Origin of the sequence: Rhizobium sp. P40RR-XXII (genome assembly GCF_012641405.1) — a bacterium.
Taxonomy (GTDB): Bacteria; Pseudomonadota; Alphaproteobacteria; order Rhizobiales; family Rhizobiaceae; genus Rhizobium.
Window position 1 is genome coordinate 270,470 of record NZ_JABAII010000004.1, and the last position, 15,741, is coordinate 286,210.

Genomic DNA, 15,741 nt, shown 5'->3' on the forward strand with positions numbered 1-15,741 from the left:
GATCAGCGAAGTCGGCTGTTGAGCGCGCCCGAAATCATCGCAAAGAAACGTGCCGGCAGGCGCTTGTGGTCCTGCAGCACGAAAGCCGTGACGTATCGTCCGTCTTTGCTCATGATCTTATTCATGGCGATGCTCATATCAATTTTCCGAAGTCTCGGCAATGGTGACGATAGGGCGTGTTGGGGCCGACGTTCGGCCGCAGCCGCTACACCTGCACGTCGGGCGGCTGGCCGGCGCCGAGGCGAGGGAAGGCCGACCGGTCGGCGCCCGATCGCCGGCGCATCCAGGCTTCCAGCTGCCGCAGCAACAGCGACAGGCCGATCGTCAGCAGCAGATAGATGAAGGCAAGGATCGACAGCGTTTCGAAGTAGCGGAAATTGGCGGAATAATAGAGCTTGGCGAGCTGGCTGATATCGGCAACCCCGAGCACGGAGACCAGCGAGCTGTCCTTCACCATGGCGATGAAATCGTTTGACAGCGGCGGCAGGATGACCCGGATCGCCTGCGGGAAGACGACGAGCCGGAAGCGCTGGAAGCGGGTGAGGCCGAGCGCCTTTGCCGCCTCGATCTGGCCCTGGTCGACCGCCTGGATGCCGGCGCGGAAGATCTCGGCGATGAAGGACGAATAGGCGATCGTCAGCGCGATGATCGTGCGCCAGACGAAGGGTACATCGCGGGTGACAAGCGCATTTGCCCAGCCGGCGGAAACCAACGGAGAGATGACGACGTTGTAGCAGGCCACGAAGGCTGGCGTGCCGACGAAGGCGATGTAGGCGAGCAGCACCAGTATCGGGATACCGCGCACGATCTCGATATGGAAGCGCGCGACCTGCCGCAACATGAGAAAGTCCGACAGGCCAAGCAGCGCAAGCCCGAGGCCAAGCAGCATGGCGAGCGTAAAGGCCACCAGCGTCACGAAGATCGTGACGCCGATGCCATTGAGCAGAAGAGAGAAGATCTGGGCGTAAAGGCCGTTTGCCGCGATTGCGACGGAGGCGACGACGCCGAGTATGGCAAGGGCGACCAACCACCAGGGAAAGTCATCCTGGCCGCGATGCCCGCCTGGGCCAGCCGTTGGTGCCATCAGAGCGGGCTTCCAGGATATCGATCTGCGGAGCTCATTGGCCCATCTTGTAGTCGAGGAACCATTTCTTGTTCAGCGCATCGAGCGTGCCGTCCGCCTTGAGGCTGGCGATGGCGGCATTGATCGGGGTGACGAGATCGGAGCCTTTCTGGAAGATGAAGCCGAAATCCTCGGAGCCGAGCGGGCCGCCGACGAGCTTCAGGCCGCCATTCGAAGCATCGACATAGCCCTTGCCGGCCGTGCCGTCCGTCAGCACCATGTCGACATCTCCGGTCTTCAGCGCCTGTACGGTGGCGCCGAAAGTTTCGAAGGTCTTGATGCGTGGGTTCTGCTCGTTGCCGTCGAGGACTGAATAGACGGCGGTATAGAAGGGCGTTGTGCCCGGCTGCGCGCCGATCAATCCGTCCTTGAAGGCGGCGAAGCTCTTGGCATCGGTGAAGCGCTTCTCGTCGCCGCGCACCAGCATGAACTGTTCGGAGCGCATGTAGGGGTCGGAGAAATCGACCTTCTGCTTGCGGTCGTCCTTGATGGTGATGCCGGTCATGCCGATGTTGTATTGGCCTTCGGAGACAGCCTGAATCATCGCATCCCAGCTGGTGTTCTGGTACTCGACCTTGAAGTTCAGACGCTTGGCGATCTCGTTCATCGCGTCATATTCCCAGCCGATCGCCTTGTTCGTCTTTGGATCGATGAACTGCAGTGGCGGATAGGCATTCTCGGTCACGACGATGACAGTCTTGCCTTTGAGATCAGGCAGGTCGGCGGCGAAGGAAGCGAAGGGTGCAAGCACGAGGGCGCTGAGGCCCAGAAGGAACGAACGACGGAATGCCATGAAAATCTCCCCGAATGCTCTACATATTTGAATCCGCGCTAGCGTGGCGGAAAACTGTCATACTTGGAAAGCCCATGGCAAGGCCGTTGCCATGGCTGCGATCATAAAAATGGGAAAGCAACTCCAAGCGGATAGCTGGAGGAGAAAATTTGTTTCCGGCAGTGTGAAGCCGGGCATCAAAAAAGGCGACCCGAAGGCCGCCTTTAATTGTCGCGATCCGTGGGGATCGAAACTTATTCTGCTGCCGGCTCGGCTGCTGCGGCTGCAGCAGCTTCTGCAGCGGCCTTTGCTTCGGCGGCTTCTGCTGCTGCCTTTTCGGCTGCGAGCGCCTGAGCGGCTGCAACCTTCTCGGCTTCGATGCGTGCCTTCTCTTCGGCGAGCGCCTGACGCTCGGCATCGTTGAGCTTGCGGGCGCGGGTGCCGGTGTTTTCGACGATACGGGCAGCCTTGCCGCGCAGGTCGCGCAGGTAGTAGAGCTTGGCGCGACGGACCTTACCGCGGCGAACGACTTCGACGCTTTCGATCATCGGCGAGTAAACCGGGAATACGCGCTCGACGCCTTCGCCGTAGGAGATCTTGCGAACCGTGAAGTTTTCCTGCAGGCCGCCGCCGGAGCGAGCGATGCAAACGCCTTCATAGGCCTGAACGCGGGTACGGTTGCCTTCCGTGACCTTCACGTTGACGCGAAGGGTGTCGCCAGCGGAAAAGTCGGGGAGCGTGCGCTTGGCTTCGATCTTGGCAGCCTGTTCGGCTTCCAACTGTTGAATGATGTTCATAGTATCAACCTCGTTGTTGCTTCAACAGCCAGAGCGCCCTGAACGATCTTTATCCCTGGTCGGACCTTCAAGGTCTCGCCTCGGATATATGCCTGTTACGGCAGGGGCGGATACGTCTGCTTTTCTTTGGTGGTTGATGGGAAATTTCCCATGCCGGGCGCGCACATACCCTATTGTCACGCCTTTGTCACCCCTTGCAGCCGAATTAAGTGGGCTTTATTGCCGTGCAAGCGGCTTAGAACGGCAATTTATCATACATCCCATTGCCTGGATACCGCTCAGGTCTTCTTCGGTTTTTTCCGCGTCGATGCGTTCAGGGCGGCCGCGGCGCGAATGAGCGCCTTCAGCGCTTCTTCGTCGATATCCTCGTTCTCGTGGATATCGATGGCGCGTCTCGTGTTGCCTTCGAGGCTGGAGTTGAAGAGGCGGGAGGGATCCTCCAGCGAGGCGCCTTTCGCGAAGGTCAGCTTCACGGCGCTCTTATAGGTCTCGCCGGTGCAGATGATGCCCTCATGCGACCATACCGGCACCCCGCGCCATTTCAGCTCCTCGATCACATCGGGTTCCGCCTCTTTGATGAGGGCGCGGACTTTGCTCAAGGTCTTGCCGCGCCAGTCGCCCAGTTCCCGGATCTTGTTGCTGATCAGTTGAGAAGCGGAGCCTGCCTGTTCGGCTTCCGTTGCGTTGTCTTTCGCCATTGATGTGACCTCCTGCCCTTTGGTACCGACCCCAGCCCTTTTATCGCTAGATTGCATTTAGCGCCATGACGTGGAATCCGGTCTTGCATCCGGCCGCCATCGCTGGGCCAGACGGCCGATTTCAGCGGCTATGCCTGCCCGGTTGACAGCGATGCGAGAGCCTTCATCGGGAGCCGGTCTGTTTCCCCGACGGCTTCTCCAGCAGATCCGGCCTGCGCTCCCGCGTCAGCTCTTCGGCCTTCTCCCTCTGCCATTTGGCGATGGCCGCGTGATTGCCCGAGGTGAGCACGGCGGGGATCTCATTGCCTTCCCAGATCTGCGGGCGTGTGTAGTGCGGATGCTCCAGCAGACCGCCCTCGAAGCTTTCATGCAGGCCGGAGAGGTCGTTGCCCATGACGCCAGGTAGGATGCGGATGATGGCGTCGAGCAGGATCAGTGCGGCCGGTTCGCCGCCCGAAAGGATATAGTCGCCGATCGAGACTTCCTCGAGGTCGCGGCCGTCGATGACACGCTGGTCGACGCCTTCGAAGCGGCCGCAAACGATGATGACGCCGTCGCCGCGTGCCAGCTCGCGCACGCGCTTCTGCGTCAGCGGCTTGCCGCGCGGGCTCATCAATAGTCGCGGGCGGTGATCGTTTTCGCTGGCATGGTCGATGGCGCGGGCAAGCACATCCGGCTTCAGCACCATGCCGGCGCCGCCGCCGGCCGGCGTGTCGTCGACGGTGCGGTGCCGGTCGGTGGCGAAATCGCGGATCTGCATGGTGTCCAGCGACCATTGCCCGCGTTCCATCGCCTTGCCGGCGAGCGACGTGCCGAGATGACCGGGAAACATCTCGGGATAAAGCGTCAGGATGGTCGCCCGGAAACTCATGGCGCGGTCACTTCCCAATGAGGATTACTTCTTTGTCTTGTCCTGCGGCTTTTCCGGCTTGCCGATGAGATCGTCGGGGCTGTCGATCAGGCCGGCGGCGAGCGGATCGATCAGGAGCTTGCCGCCCTCGAGATCGATTTCGAGCACGGCGGCTTCGGAAAAGGGGATCAGCACGGGACGCTTGCCCGGACCCTTGAGTTCGAGGAGGTCGCCGGCGCCGAAATCATAGACGCCGGTGACGGTGCCGTAGCCGATTCCCTCGTCGTCGACGGCTTCGAGCCCTTCGAGATCGGCGTAGAAGAATTCGTCGTCGTCGAGTTCATCATCAGGCAGGTTGTCGCGCTCGATGTAGAGTTCCAGGCCGTTCAGCGCCTCGGCGGCACTACGGTCGTTGATGCCGCGGAAGCGCACCACCACGACGTTTTTGGCTTCGCGAATCTCAAGCACTTCGAAGCTGCGGCCGTCCTTGCTGTGCAGGTGGCCATAGTCACCGAGCGCGGTCGGGTCCGACGTATAGGTGCGGGCGCGCACTTCGCCTCTCAGGCCCTGTGCCGCGCCGATCGTCGCCATCAATACCGGGTTTTGCAGTTTCGTCATGGTCTCTTCGCCGATTGCCGGGATCACTGCATAATTCCGGAATCGATTTAAGGAATTATGCAGTGATCTAAAGTGCTGCAGCGACCTTTGCGCGGCGCTGTAGTTGCGTTCTCTCATAGGCTGAACATCTGCCGATGGGAAACAAAAAACGGGCGGCATGTCACCATGCCGCCCGCTTTCGACAGTCACAAGGACTGATTATTCAGAAGCAGCGGCGGCGGCGTCAGCAGCCTTCTGTGCCTTTTCGGCGGCGCGCTCCTGAGCACGCTTGCCCGGCTTTGCCTTTTCCGGGTTGTTCTTGGCGTCGCGCGTTGCGATGCCAGCTTCGGCGAGGAAGCGCAGAACGCGGTCGGTCGGCTGCGCGCCGTGATCGAGCCAATGCTTGATGCGCTCGGCCTTGAGTTCAACGCGCTTGGCATCGTCCTTGGCGAGCATCGGGTTCCAGGAGCCGAGGGTCTCAAGGAAGCGGCCGTCGCGCGGCGAGCGAGCGTCGGCAACGACAACGTGGTAATACGGACGCTTCTTGGAGCCACCGCGGGCGAGACGAATTTTCAGTGCCATGTTAATTCTCCTTAGGCTTTTATTGACCGCTTCGTTGTGCGGTATGGTTACGTCGCGCTGCTTTTCTCTTGCTACGTGATCCCTGTCGAAAACGCCCTGCGTCTTTCGGGATCATGCAGCCAGGGGTTACCCTTTGAAATCGGCAGCGATCTGTTCATGATGCCGGATGACTTCCTTGATGACGAAGTTCAGGAACTTCTCGGCGAAATCCGGGTCCAGATTGGCGTCCTTTGCCAGGCGGCGCAGGCGTTCGATCTGAAATTCTTCGCGCGTCGGGTCGGCCGGCGGCAAGTCGTACTTGGCCTTCAGCACGCCGACCTCTTTGGTGCAGCGGAAGCGTTCGGCCAGCATGTGCACCAGTGCGGCATCGATATTGTCGATCGACTGGCGGTAGTTGCCCAGTTGGGCCTTGACGTCTGGATCAATCATGGGGGTCAACGATCCTTCTCATTTCTTCTTCGGCAAACCGGGAAGCACCGGGAAACCACCGCCGAGGCCCGGTAGCTTGGCGCCGCTCAGACCTGGCAATCCACCGCCGCTACCGAGGCCCGGCAGGCCGCCCGGACGGCCGAGGCCGGCGGCTTCGGCCTGCTTCTGCAGGGCTTCGAGCTGCTTGGGGTCCATGTTCGACAGGTCGGGCATGCCGCCCATGCCGCCGCCGAGGCCCATCTTGCCGGCAAGGCCGCCCATCAGTTGCTTCATCATGCCGCCTTTGCCCTTGCCGCCCATCATCTTCATCATGTCCGCCATCTGGCGGTGCATCTTCAGAAGCTTGTTGATGTCGGAGGCGTCGGTGCCGGAGCCGGCGGCGATGCGCTTTTTGCGGGAATGCTTCAGCAGGTCGGGATTGGCGCGCTCGGCCTTGGTCATCGAGGAGATGATGGCGATCTGGCGCTTGAACAGGCGGTCGTCGAGGCCGGCGGCTGCCATCTTGTCCTTCATGCCGGACATGCCGGGCATCATACCCATGATGCCACCCATCCCGCCCATCTTCTGCATCTGGCCGAGCTGGTCGGCAAGGTCGTTCAGGTCGAACTTGCCCTTGGCCATCTTGGCGGCCATCGCGGCTGCCTTCTCGGCATCGATGTTCTCGGCAGCCTTCTCGACCAGCGAAACGATGTCGCCCATGCCAAGAATGCGGTCGGCGATGCGGCGAGGATGGAATTCCTCCAGTTCGCCCATCTTTTCGCCGACACCGATCAGCTTGATCGGCTTGCCGGTCACGGCGCGCATCGAAAGGGCGGCACCGCCGCGGCCGTCGCCGTCCATGCGGGTCAGCACGAGGCCGGTGATCCCGACGCGCTCATCGAAATTGCGGGCAAGGTTAACGGCGTCCTGACCGGTCAAGCTATCGGCGACCAGCAGGATTTCGTGCGGATTGGACTTCTTCTTGATATCCGCCATCTCGACCATGAGCGGCTCGTCGATATGCGTACGGCCGGCGGTGTCGAGGATGACGATGTCATGGCCGCCGAGCTTGGCGGCCTGCACGGCGCGCGCGGCGATATCGGTCGGCGACTGGCCGGCGATGACAGGCAGCGTATCGACGCCCGTCTGCACGCCAAGCTGGCGCAACTGCTCCTGTGCGGCAGGACGGCGCGTATCGAGCGAGGCCATCAGGACCTTCCTGCGGTCGCGGCTCGTCATGCGGCTGGCGATCTTCGCCGTGGTCGTCGTCTTACCGGAGCCCTGCAGACCCACCATCATGACGACGACCGGGGCCGGCGCGTTGAGATCGATGCCGACGCCTTCGCCGCCGAGCATCTCGATCAGCTCGTCATGGACGATCTTGACGACCATCTGCCCCGGCTTGATCGACTTCAGGATTTCGGCGCCGACGGCCTTTTCGCGAACGCGATCGGTAAAGGAGCGAACCACATCCAGCGCCACGTCGGCTTCCAAAAGCGCGCGGCGAACCTCGCGAAGTGCTGCGGAAACATCAGCTTCCGAAAGCGCGCCGCGGCCAGTCAGTCCATTCAGAATGGAACCAAGACGGTCCTGGAGGTTTTCAAACATCAATTCTTCCTTATCGATCGCTCGGGATTTGGACTTGGCGCAACTGCGCGGTTCCTCGCCCGAAAACGTCGTGCTTTTCCATGACGAAAACAAGACGCAAAGCCAAAAAGCACCCGAGGGCGCGTCGCGCTGTCGGGTGTTGACCTCCGGGATCTCTTTATACCTTTATGGGTCCCGGTCGGTGGCTCGGAGGCTTGTGCTCGTCGCAGATTGCGGGCGATAAACAGGAAAAGGCCGCCAAAGTCAACCCAAGGCGGTCGAAATGCCTGAAATGCGCCGATGACATCGCTGTATCAATGTCGTTTTGACCGTACCATCCTATTCCAATTGTTGTATCGATCCCCACCATCAAGCGATTCCCCGAGACAGTTTCGAATGAATGATGCAGCCCTGACCGATCTTCTCGCCGCCTGCCGTGCTTACGCCGGCGGTCGTGTCGACGCGCAATTCAATGCGGCGGCGCAGGCCTTCTATGCGAGCGCCATTGCGCAGCCGAAGATCATGGCGCGGGCGGCGCGTGAGCTCAGCCGTCTGCCGCCGCCGGGTGCCGCGATCCTCGCCAATATGCTCGGCACCATCGTCGAAAAAGGTGGGGCGGTGGAGCGCAGCGGCGCCGCCGTGTGGGAACTCTACATGGCCTGGCTGCCGCAGATCCATCGCGGCTTTGCCGGCCGCAAGGAGCTGAGCCCGCGGCAAAGGCAGCTGCTCGATGCCTTCCAGCTGCTCGGCCAATCGGCGGTATCGCATCTTGCCGCCATGCCGCGGGAACGCAAGCTCGCCGCCGGCAACGAAGCGCTGATGGCGCAGCTTGCCGAGCTGCAGGATTATACGCCGGGCGCGGCCTGGGTTCGTCACATGCTTCTAAGCCGAAGCGACGCCTTGCTCGTGCTGCATCTGCCGAGCCGTCAGGGCTTTCGTCTGCGCTACGACAATATCGTCAATTGCTTTCATTTGTTCACGCTCATCCAGGCGGCATTCGGCCAGCGGCTCGCCGGCGGCCGCGCGCCCAACAGGTTCATCATCGACATGGCGCGCTGCGTGACCGTGGCCGAAGAGGGCAATGACGAGCCCTGGTGGCGCTACGAGACGGTACGCCCGGATGAGACGGGCCTTGTGGAGATTTCCGGCGAGGCCTCCGTCGAGACGATTGCCCGCATCGATGGCCGGCAGGTCATCCTGCTTTCGCGTGCCGCCGAAGGTGCTGCGCTGTGGGATACGAGCTTTTTCACGCCGCAGCTTTTCGCCATGCCGGCGAACGTCGTGCTCGAGGAGACGCTGACGGCGCGTGAGGCCGAGGAGTGGCTCGCCAGGATCGGCTTGCCGGCCGGCGAGGCGACAAGCGCGCAGGGGGCGGATAAGCCATGACGAGCTCATCCGGCTCAGCCAGGAAGAACCCCTATTATCAGGGGCCGGTTTCCGATCATTTCGACGGCGCGCGCTTCTTCAATCCTGGTGGCGTCGAACCGGGCGGTGCGTTCGATCTTTTGCGCTGGCAGTTCGGCGGCGGCCGGGTGCGCTGGCCCAATCCCGTCATCAGCACCTTTCCTCCAGCCAAGCCCGACCGGCATGTGTTTGGCGACCAAATGCGGGTGACCATGGTCGGGCATGCATCGATGCTGGTGCAGATTGCCGGGCTGAACATCCTGACGGATCCGGTCTGGTCGGAGCGGGTCAGCCCTTTCCGGTTCGTCGGGCCGAAGCGCGTGGTGCCGCCCGGCATTCGGTTCGAGGACCTGCCGCATATCGACCTCGTGCTGGTGACGCATAATCACTATGACCACCTCGATCTCGTCACTCTTGCGCGCCTGCAGCAGGCGCACCGGCCTGACATCGTGACGCCGCTCGGCAACGATACGATCATTCGCCGTGCTGTTCCAGACGCCGACATCACTGTGGTCGATTGGGGCGATCGCGTCGCCGTCAAAGCAGTAACAATCGATGTCGAGCCGTGTCATCACTGGTCGGCGCGTGGCATGGGCGACCGGCGCATGGCGCTCTGGGCTGCATTCGTGCTCACCACGCCAGCGGGCAAGATCTATCATGTCGGCGATACCGGCTTTCACGATGGCATCAATTACGAGGCGGCCGCCCGCAAGCATGGCGGCTTCCGCCTCGCGATCCTGCCCTTCGGCGCCTATGAACCGCGCTGGTTCATGAAGGGCCAGCATCAGAATCCGGAAGAAGCCGTGAAGGGCATGAAACTTTGCAACGCTGCCTACGCCGCCGGTCATCACTTCGCGACGTTCCAGCTGACGGACGAGGGCATCGATTCGCCCGTTCAGGCGCTGGATGTAACGTTGAAGGCCGAAGGCGTGGACCCGGATCGGTTTCGGCCGCTGAGGGCAGGCGAAGTCTTTGACGTGCCCGAGGTCTAAGCGTTGGCGTCTGGGCCGAAGGTTCCTTCTCCCCACGAGGAGAAGGAGCTGTCCGTTTCGCGGGTTGCCGTGCCTTACTGGTTGATTTCAGGCTCGACGAGCTTTGCTAGATTGCGCAGTGATTCCTGCCAGCCGAGATAGCAGGCTTCCGGCGGAATGACATCGGGCACGCCGGCCTGGGTGATGTTGACCTCGGTTCCGACGAGGACCTTCTTCAACGTCACGGTCACTTCCATTTCGCCCGGCAGGTTGGGATCGTCGAACTTGTCGGTGTAACGTACCAGCTCGCCGGGAACGAGCTCGCGAAATTCACCGCCGAAGGCATGGCTTCCGCCCGTCGTGAAGTTGCGGAACGACATTCTGAACGTGCCGCCGACGCTCGGCTCCAAATGATGCACGGTGCAGGCAAAACCGTTCGGCGGCAGCCACTTAGCGAGCGCGTCCGCCTCGATGAATGCGCGATAGACCTTCTCCGGGCTGGTGGCCAGGACGCGGTGCAGGCGTATGGTATTCGGCATGGTGATAATCCTTATGGTTTGACGGAGTGGACGAGCCTAGGACGTGCAAGATTTCCGTGATCCGACATCGGGAATGATTTTTTCTCAGAATAGATTGCGTCAAGGCTTTTCGATAAGATTATATCGAGAGATTCAACTGAAAGACGGGCCACCCGCCTTGCGGTTCGAGACGGCCCTGTGGGTCTCCTCACCATGAAGGCTACCTCCCTCACCTGGCTCGCAACTCACTCCGTCCTTATCCTGAGCCTGTCGAAGGATTGCGGCGGCCCGGATGGCTCCGGCCAATCGTGAAAGGTGCCGTCCTTCACGTCCCACTGGTAATTCCCCCGCAATTCCGCCATATACAGCTCGAAAACACTGACGGACATAGCATCATGAGCAATACGGTCGAATTCGCGAGGATGAACGGGCTTGGAAACAAGATCCTGGTCGTCGACATGCGCGGCCGCAGGGACGTGGTGACGGCGGCGGCGGCGATTGCGCTCAATGCCGATCCAGCCACCCAATTCGACCAGATCATGGCAATCCACGATCCGAAGGTTGAGGGCACTGATGCCTGGATCGATATCCTGAACTGCGACGGCACGAAGGCGCAGGCCTGCGGCAACGGCACGCGCTGCGTCGTGCAGGCGCTGGCTGCCGAAACCGGCAAGAAGGCCTTCACCTTCCAGACCGTTGCCGGCATTCTGAATGCCAGGGAGCATGAGGACGGCACGATCTCAGTCGATATGGGTACACCCGTCTTTGCCTCGGACAAGATTCCGCTTGCCGAGGAATTTGCCGACACCAGCCGTATCGAGCTGCAGATCGGGCCGATCGACAATCCGGTCCTGCATTCGCCCTCTGTGATGTCGATGGGCAATCCGCATGCGATCTTCTGGGTCGACAAGGACCCGATGTCCTTCGATCTCGATCGGTTCGGTCCGCTGCTTGAAAACCATCCGATGTTTCCCGAACGCGCCAATATCACGTTGGCGCAGCTGCTTTCGCCGTCGTCGCTGCGTACCCGCACCTGGGAACGCGGTGCCGGCTTGACGCTTGCCTGCGGTTCGGCCGCCTGTGCCGCTGCCGTCAGCGCCGCGCGCACCGGCCGCACCGGCCGCAAGGTAACGATCGAGGTCGCCTCGGCGCCTGCTCCAGGCAAGCTCACCATCGAATGGCTTGAGAGCAACGACCATGTCGTCATGACCGGGCCCGCCGAATGGGAATGGTCCGGCACGGTCGATCCGGTCACGGGCAGCTTCTCGCGCGACCAGGAGCAGGGAGCTCAGGCGCGGTGAGCGGGGTCGAGGTCATTACCTTCGGCTGTCGTCTCAATACCTATGAATCCGAAGTGATGAGGGCCGAGGCAGAGAAAGCCGGACTCAACAACGCCATCCTGGTCAATACCTGCGCCGTGACGGGCGAGGCCGTGCGCCAGGCGCGGCAGGCGATCCGCCGCGCGCGCCGCGACAATCCGCATGCCCGCATCATCGTGACAGGCTGTGCCGCGCAGACGGAGAAGCAGACCTTTGCCGAAATGGCCGAAGTGGATGCCGTGCTCGGCAACGAGGAAAAGCTGAAAAGCGCCTCCTATCGCGCGCTGCCGGATTTTGGCGTTTCGGCGGAAGAGAAGCTGCGGGTCAACGACATCATGAGTGTGAGGGCGACCGCGCCGCAGATGATCCGCCATATCGATGGTCATGTTCGCGCTTTCATCCAGGTGCAGAACGGCTGTGACCATCGCTGCACCTTCTGTATCATTCCCTATGGCCGCGGCAATTCGCGCTCGGTGCCGATGGGTGCCGTCGTCGAACAGGCGCGCAATCTGGTCGAGAGCGGCTATTGCGAGATCGTGCTGACCGGCGTCGATGCCACGAGCTACGGCGCCGACCTGCCGGGAACGCCGACGCTCGGCCTGCTTGCCAAGACGCTGCTGAAGCAGATTCCGGAGATCCGCAGGCTGCGGCTTTCCTCGATCGATAGCATCGAGGCCGACCAGCATCTGATGGACCTGATCGCCGACGAGCCGCGTTTCATGCCGCATCTGCATCTCTCGCTGCAGCATGGCGACGACATGATCCTCAAGCGGATGAAGCGGCGGCACTCGCGCGCCGATGCCATCCGTTTCATCGAGGATGTGCGACGGCTGCGCCCCGAGACGAGCTTCGGCGCCGATATGATCGCCGGCTTTCCCACAGAGACAGAAGAAATGTTTGCAAATGCCGTTGGCCTGGCACAGGAAGCCGGCATCGCGCATCTGCACGTCTTCCCTTATAGCGCGCGCCCCGGCACGCCCGCTGCCCGCATGCCGCAGCTCGACCGCAGCCTAGTCAAGGAACGCGCCGCCGGCCTGCGCGAGGCCGGGCAAAGATTGCACCAGACCCATCTCAACGGCATGGTTGGAACACGGCAATGGCTGCTTGTGGAGAATAACGGGCTGGCGCATACCGAAAACTTCACTTTTGTCGCCGCCCCCGGCCTTCGCCCGCGCGACCTTGTGCAGGTCGCAATCACCGGCCACAATGGCAAGCACCTCGACATGCAACTTCTGGCCGCCGACGCGGCCTAATGCTTCAACGGATACTTCATGGCGCTCGGTTTCATCAAAAAAGTCTTCACCTTCGGCCGCGAAAAGCCGGCCGAGGAGCAGGCGCCTGTAGAGGATTTGGCTAGGGTTGAGGTGCCTGTTGTCGAGCAGGAGGCGTCGCTTACTGTAGATGTTTCGCCGGCTACTGAGCCTGCCGAGCCCGTGCCACCCCCCTCTGTCCCTCCGGCCGATCTCCCCCACGAGGGGGGAGATCGGCTGGAGGATGCGGCGCTGGCTGAGCAAGGGCAAATTGCTGAAGAGTCTGCAGAGGAAGCAGTTTCTCGAGAACCTGAGCCTGAGCCGCGAGAGCAGTCTGAGGAAGCTCAGGCAATCGAGGCGGAGCAATCGACTGATACTGAAGCCGATGTAGTGTCGGAGGAAACCTCGTCTGAATCGATCTCCCCCCGCGTGGGGGAGATGTCCGACAGGACAGAGGGAGGTGACGAAGCCTCGGCAAGCTCGGAACCTTCGTCGAAAGACTCCGAACCCTCCTCTGAAACCACCGATATCCAAGCTGCAGCCCCCAACCTCCCCAAGGGCTTCTCCACCGCCGTCTCTGCGCCGGCACTCGTCCCCGAAGCCCCGAAGCAGAAGCTTTCCTGGTTCCAGCGTCTGCGCGCCGGGCTCGCGCGCACTTCGTCGCAGCTGACCGGCCAGATCACGGCACTCTTCACCAAGCGCAAGCTCGACGATCAGACGCTGCAGGATCTGGAGGATCTGCTCATTCAGGCCGATCTCGGCGTCGAGACGGCGATGCGCGTCACCGATACGCTCGCCTCCGAACGCTACGGTAAGGATGTTACCGGCGAAGACGTCACGCGCATCATGGCGCAGGAGATCGCCAAGGTGTTGACGCCGGTCGCCAAGCCCCTGCAGCTCGATCTCAGCCACAAGCCGCACGTCATTCTCGTGGTCGGCGTCAACGGCACCGGCAAGACGACGACGATCGGCAAGCTTGCGGCGAAGCTGTCCGGCGCCGGGCTGAAGGTCATGGTTGCCGCCGGCGATACCTTCCGCGCCGCCGCCATCGAGCAGCTGAAGATTTGGGCCGATCGTACCAAGTCGGAATTCATAGGCACGAAACTCGGCGCCGATGCCGCCGGCCTCGCTTTCGATGCCTTCCAGCAGGCCAAGGCCAACAAGAGCGACGTCTTGATCATCGATACCGCCGGCCGCCTGCAGAACAAGGCGGAGCTTATGGCCGAGCTTGAGAAGATCGTGCGCGTGCTCGGCAAGCTCGACCCGGATGCACCGCATACCGTGCTGCAGACGCTTGACGCGACCACGGGCCAGAACGCGCTGAATCAGGTGGAAATCTTCCGCAATGTTGCCGGCGTCAACGGGCTGATCATGACCAAGCTCGACGGCACGGCGCGCGGCGGCATTCTCGTCGCCATCTCGGCCAAGCATAAGCTGCCGGTCTATTTCATTGGCGTCGGCGAGGGTGTAGATGATCTCGAGCCGTTCGAGGCCGAGGATTTTGCACATGCCATCGCCGGTACGGGGGCTGCAAACAGCCAATGAACGACAAGAACGAATTCGATGACAAGTTGGATGACAGGGAAAGTGCCGCAATGACGACCAGCGACAGCGATCTCACCCCGAGTGCCGCCGACAAGCATCATCCGATGCTGAAGCTGGTGCTGGAACTCGGACCCTTGCTGGTGTTCTTCTTCGGCAATCTGCGCGGCGACTGGCTGGCGCAGCATTTCCCGCAGCTGGCAGCTCTCGGCGGTCCTCTCTTCGTCGCCACCGGCCTGTTCATGGCGGCAACTGTGATCTCGCTCGTCGTCTCGAAGGTCATGCTCGGCCATCTGCCGCTGATGCCCTTCGTCTCCGGCATCGTGGTGCTGATCTTCGGTGCGCTCGGTATCTACCTTCAGAACGAAACCTTCATCAAGATGAAGCCGACCATCGTCAATGCGCTGTTCGGCGTCGCGCTGCTCGGCGGTCTTGCTTTCGGCAAGTCGCTGCTCGGCTACGTCTTCAATGCCGCCTTCCAGCTGGATGCCGAAGGCTGGCGCAAGCTGACGCTGCGCTGGGGCATCTTTTTCTTCGTTCTGGCCGTACTCAACGAAGTCGTCTGGCGCGGCTCGAACTGGCTTTATCTCCCCGACACCAAGGCCGCGGACAATCTCTGGGTCAACTTCAAGGTCTGGGGAACGATGCCGATCACCATCCTTTTTACCCTGTCGCAGATGCCGCTGATCATGAAACACACGGTCGAGCCGCCGGCGGAAGGCGGGAAATGAGCGAAGCCGTCGACGCCCAAAGCCGCTATCGGCAGCAAAGTTTCTGGTTCATCGCCTGTGCCGTCGTCCTACTCGTGCAGATCGTGGCGGAATATATGATGGGCCGCGTGCCGATCTGCACCTGCGGCTATGTGAAGCTTTTCGAGCCGGTCGTGAAATCCAGCGGCAACTCGCAGCATATCGCCGACTGGTATACGCCGTCGCATATCATCCACGGCTTCCTCTTTTTCGGGCTCACGCATCTGATCATGCGCGGCAAGCCACTGTCGATGCGGCTCTTCGTTGCCATGCTGATCGAATCCGGTTGGGAACTGCTGGAAAACTCGCCGATCATCATCAATCGCTACCGCGCTGCAACGATCTCGCTCGATTACGTCGGCGACAGCATCCTCAACTCGTCGATGGATGCGGTGTTCATGGTGGTCGGCTTCCTGTTTGCCTGGCGCGCGCCAGTGCTGTTAACGGTCGCCATCGCCATCTTCTTCGAGCTGCTCACCGGCTACCTGATCCGTGACAATCTTACGCTCAACGTGCTGATGCTGGTCTGGCCGGTCGAGGCGATCAAGACCTGGCAGGGTGGGATTTAAGAGAG

General features: G+C 61.5%; 18 protein-coding genes. 7 read left to right on the forward strand and 11 right to left on the reverse strand.

Annotated features, from left to right (window positions below):
• Positions 1–2: 2 nt before the first annotated feature.
• The 10 genes from HGP16_RS34395 to ffh all read right to left on the reverse strand — a co-directional run bounded on the left by HGP16_RS34395 (position 3) and on the right by ffh (position 7,435).
• Positions 3–137 (reverse strand): hypothetical protein, encoded by a 135-nt coding sequence (locus HGP16_RS34395; RefSeq protein ID WP_281408222.1) that lies wholly within the window; start codon positions 135–137, stop codon positions 3–5.
• A 68-nt stretch (positions 138–205) separates the two neighbouring features.
• The gene (locus HGP16_RS10065) at positions 206–1,084 is read right to left on the reverse strand and encodes an amino acid ABC transporter permease (RefSeq protein ID WP_168839866.1); all 879 of its coding nucleotides are present in this window, start codon (positions 1,082–1,084) and stop codon (positions 206–208) included.
• Between the two features lie 34 nt (positions 1,085–1,118).
• A complete protein-coding gene (locus HGP16_RS10070) occupies positions 1,119–1,916 on the reverse strand; it encodes a basic amino acid ABC transporter substrate-binding protein (protein WP_168839867.1) in 798 nt (265 codons plus the stop codon).
• 233 nt (positions 1,917–2,149) lie between these two features.
• Positions 2,150–2,692 carry a 50S ribosomal protein L19 gene (gene rplS, locus HGP16_RS10075; protein ID WP_168839868.1) on the reverse strand — a complete coding sequence of 181 codons (543 nt, stop codon included), beginning with the start codon at positions 2,690–2,692 and terminating at the stop codon, positions 2,150–2,152.
• Positions 2,693–2,970: 278 nt separating this feature from the next.
• The gene (locus HGP16_RS10080; protein WP_168839869.1) at positions 2,971–3,390 is read right to left on the reverse strand and encodes a DUF1801 domain-containing protein; all 420 of its coding nucleotides are present in this window, start codon (positions 3,388–3,390) and stop codon (positions 2,971–2,973) included.
• A gap of 163 nt (positions 3,391–3,553) precedes the next feature.
• Positions 3,554–4,261 (reverse strand): tRNA (guanosine(37)-N1)-methyltransferase TrmD, encoded by a 708-nt coding sequence (trmD, locus tag HGP16_RS10085; RefSeq protein ID WP_168839870.1) that lies wholly within the window; start codon positions 4,259–4,261, stop codon positions 3,554–3,556.
• 24 nt (positions 4,262–4,285) lie between these two features.
• Complete coding sequence (rimM, locus tag HGP16_RS10090) at positions 4,286–4,858, reverse strand: ribosome maturation factor RimM (RefSeq protein WP_168839871.1); 573 nt, start codon at positions 4,856–4,858, stop codon at positions 4,286–4,288.
• A gap of 198 nt (positions 4,859–5,056) precedes the next feature.
• Positions 5,057–5,419, reverse strand: a complete 363-nt coding sequence (gene rpsP / locus HGP16_RS10095) for a 30S ribosomal protein S16 (RefSeq protein WP_092717295.1) — start codon at positions 5,417–5,419, stop codon at positions 5,057–5,059.
• A gap of 126 nt (positions 5,420–5,545) precedes the next feature.
• Complete coding sequence (locus tag HGP16_RS10100; protein ID WP_168839872.1) at positions 5,546–5,848, reverse strand: chorismate mutase; 303 nt, start codon at positions 5,846–5,848, stop codon at positions 5,546–5,548.
• An 18-nt stretch (positions 5,849–5,866) separates the two neighbouring features.
• Entirely contained in the window at positions 5,867–7,435 is a 1,569-nt protein-coding gene (ffh, locus tag HGP16_RS10105) for a signal recognition particle protein (RefSeq protein WP_168839873.1), read from the reverse strand.
• 375 nt (positions 7,436–7,810) lie between these two features.
• Between ffh and HGP16_RS10110 the strand changes: the two genes are divergently transcribed.
• Entirely contained in the window at positions 7,811–8,800 is a 990-nt protein-coding gene (locus HGP16_RS10110; protein WP_168839874.1) for a hypothetical protein, read from the forward strand.
• Complete coding sequence (locus HGP16_RS10115) at positions 8,797–9,810, forward strand: MBL fold metallo-hydrolase (RefSeq protein ID WP_168839875.1); 1,014 nt, start codon at positions 8,797–8,799, stop codon at positions 9,808–9,810. The genes HGP16_RS10110 and HGP16_RS10115 overlap by 4 nt, the downstream gene beginning before the upstream one ends.
• A 74-nt stretch (positions 9,811–9,884) precedes the next feature.
• On the opposite strand, the gene HGP16_RS10120 is transcribed toward HGP16_RS10115, so the two are convergent.
• Positions 9,885–10,328, reverse strand: a complete 444-nt coding sequence (locus tag HGP16_RS10120) for an SRPBCC family protein (protein ID WP_168839876.1) — start codon at positions 10,326–10,328, stop codon at positions 9,885–9,887.
• 374 nt (positions 10,329–10,702) lie between these two features.
• Between HGP16_RS10120 and dapF the strand changes: the two genes are divergently transcribed.
• The 5 genes from dapF to HGP16_RS10145 are packed head-to-tail and all read left to right on the forward strand — an operon-like array spanning position 10,703 to position 15,736.
• Positions 10,703–11,608 (forward strand): diaminopimelate epimerase, encoded by a 906-nt coding sequence (gene dapF / locus HGP16_RS10125; RefSeq protein ID WP_168839877.1) that lies wholly within the window; start codon positions 10,703–10,705, stop codon positions 11,606–11,608.
• Positions 11,605–12,879: a tRNA (N(6)-L-threonylcarbamoyladenosine(37)-C(2))-methylthiotransferase MtaB gene (mtaB, locus tag HGP16_RS10130; protein WP_168839878.1), complete on the forward strand. Its 1,275-nt coding sequence runs from the start codon at positions 11,605–11,607 to the stop codon at positions 12,877–12,879. Before dapF ends, mtaB begins: the two co-directional genes overlap by 4 nt.
• Before the next feature lie 18 nt (positions 12,880–12,897).
• The gene (gene ftsY / locus HGP16_RS10135; protein WP_168839879.1) at positions 12,898–14,421 is read left to right on the forward strand and encodes a signal recognition particle-docking protein FtsY; all 1,524 of its coding nucleotides are present in this window, start codon (positions 12,898–12,900) and stop codon (positions 14,419–14,421) included.
• Entirely contained in the window at positions 14,418–15,149 is a 732-nt protein-coding gene (locus HGP16_RS10140) for a septation protein A (protein WP_168839880.1), read from the forward strand. Before ftsY ends, HGP16_RS10140 begins: the two co-directional genes overlap by 4 nt.
• A complete protein-coding gene (locus HGP16_RS10145; RefSeq protein WP_168839881.1) occupies positions 15,146–15,736 on the forward strand; it encodes a DUF2585 domain-containing protein in 591 nt (196 codons plus the stop codon). Before HGP16_RS10140 ends, HGP16_RS10145 begins: the two co-directional genes overlap by 4 nt.
• Positions 15,737–15,741: the final 5 nt, after the last annotated feature.

What these genes read in the sequence shown, in the direction of transcription:
- HGP16_RS10145 (WP_168839881.1), top strand. Translation starts at nt 15,146, where the DNA reads ATGAGCGAAGCCGTCGACGCCCAAAGCCGCTATCGGCAGCAAAGTTTC.
- HGP16_RS10115 (WP_168839875.1), top strand. Translation starts at nt 8,797, where the DNA reads ATGACGAGCTCATCCGGCTCAGCCAGGAAGAACCCCTATTATCAGGGG.
- ftsY (WP_168839879.1), top strand. Translation starts at nt 12,898, where the DNA reads ATGGCGCTCGGTTTCATCAAAAAAGTCTTCACCTTCGGCCGCGAAAAG.
- ffh (WP_168839873.1), bottom strand. Translation starts at nt 7,435, where the DNA reads ATGTTTGAAAACCTCCAGGACCGTCTTGGTTCCATTCTGAATGGACTG.
- HGP16_RS10100 (WP_168839872.1), bottom strand. Translation starts at nt 5,848, where the DNA reads ATGATTGATCCAGACGTCAAGGCCCAACTGGGCAACTACCGCCAGTCG.
- dapF (WP_168839877.1), top strand. Translation starts at nt 10,703, where the DNA reads ATGAGCAATACGGTCGAATTCGCGAGGATGAACGGGCTTGGAAACAAG.
- HGP16_RS34395 (WP_281408222.1), bottom strand. Translation starts at nt 137, where the DNA reads ATGAGCATCGCCATGAATAAGATCATGAGCAAAGACGGACGATACGTC.
- rpsP (WP_092717295.1), bottom strand. Translation starts at nt 5,419, where the DNA reads ATGGCACTGAAAATTCGTCTCGCCCGCGGTGGCTCCAAGAAGCGTCCG.
- HGP16_RS10070 (WP_168839867.1), bottom strand. Translation starts at nt 1,916, where the DNA reads ATGGCATTCCGTCGTTCGTTCCTTCTGGGCCTCAGCGCCCTCGTGCTT.
- rimM (WP_168839871.1), bottom strand. Translation starts at nt 4,858, where the DNA reads ATGACGAAACTGCAAAACCCGGTATTGATGGCGACGATCGGCGCGGCA.
- trmD (WP_168839870.1), bottom strand. Translation starts at nt 4,261, where the DNA reads ATGAGTTTCCGGGCGACCATCCTGACGCTTTATCCCGAGATGTTTCCC.
- rplS (WP_168839868.1), bottom strand. Translation starts at nt 2,692, where the DNA reads ATGAACATCATTCAACAGTTGGAAGCCGAACAGGCTGCCAAGATCGAA.
- HGP16_RS10110 (WP_168839874.1), top strand. Translation starts at nt 7,811, where the DNA reads ATGAATGATGCAGCCCTGACCGATCTTCTCGCCGCCTGCCGTGCTTAC.
- HGP16_RS10140 (WP_168839880.1), top strand. Translation starts at nt 14,418, where the DNA reads ATGAACGACAAGAACGAATTCGATGACAAGTTGGATGACAGGGAAAGT.
- HGP16_RS10065 (WP_168839866.1), bottom strand. Translation starts at nt 1,084, where the DNA reads ATGGCACCAACGGCTGGCCCAGGCGGGCATCGCGGCCAGGATGACTTT.
- HGP16_RS10080 (WP_168839869.1), bottom strand. Translation starts at nt 3,390, where the DNA reads ATGGCGAAAGACAACGCAACGGAAGCCGAACAGGCAGGCTCCGCTTCT.
- HGP16_RS10120 (WP_168839876.1), bottom strand. Translation starts at nt 10,328, where the DNA reads ATGCCGAATACCATACGCCTGCACCGCGTCCTGGCCACCAGCCCGGAG.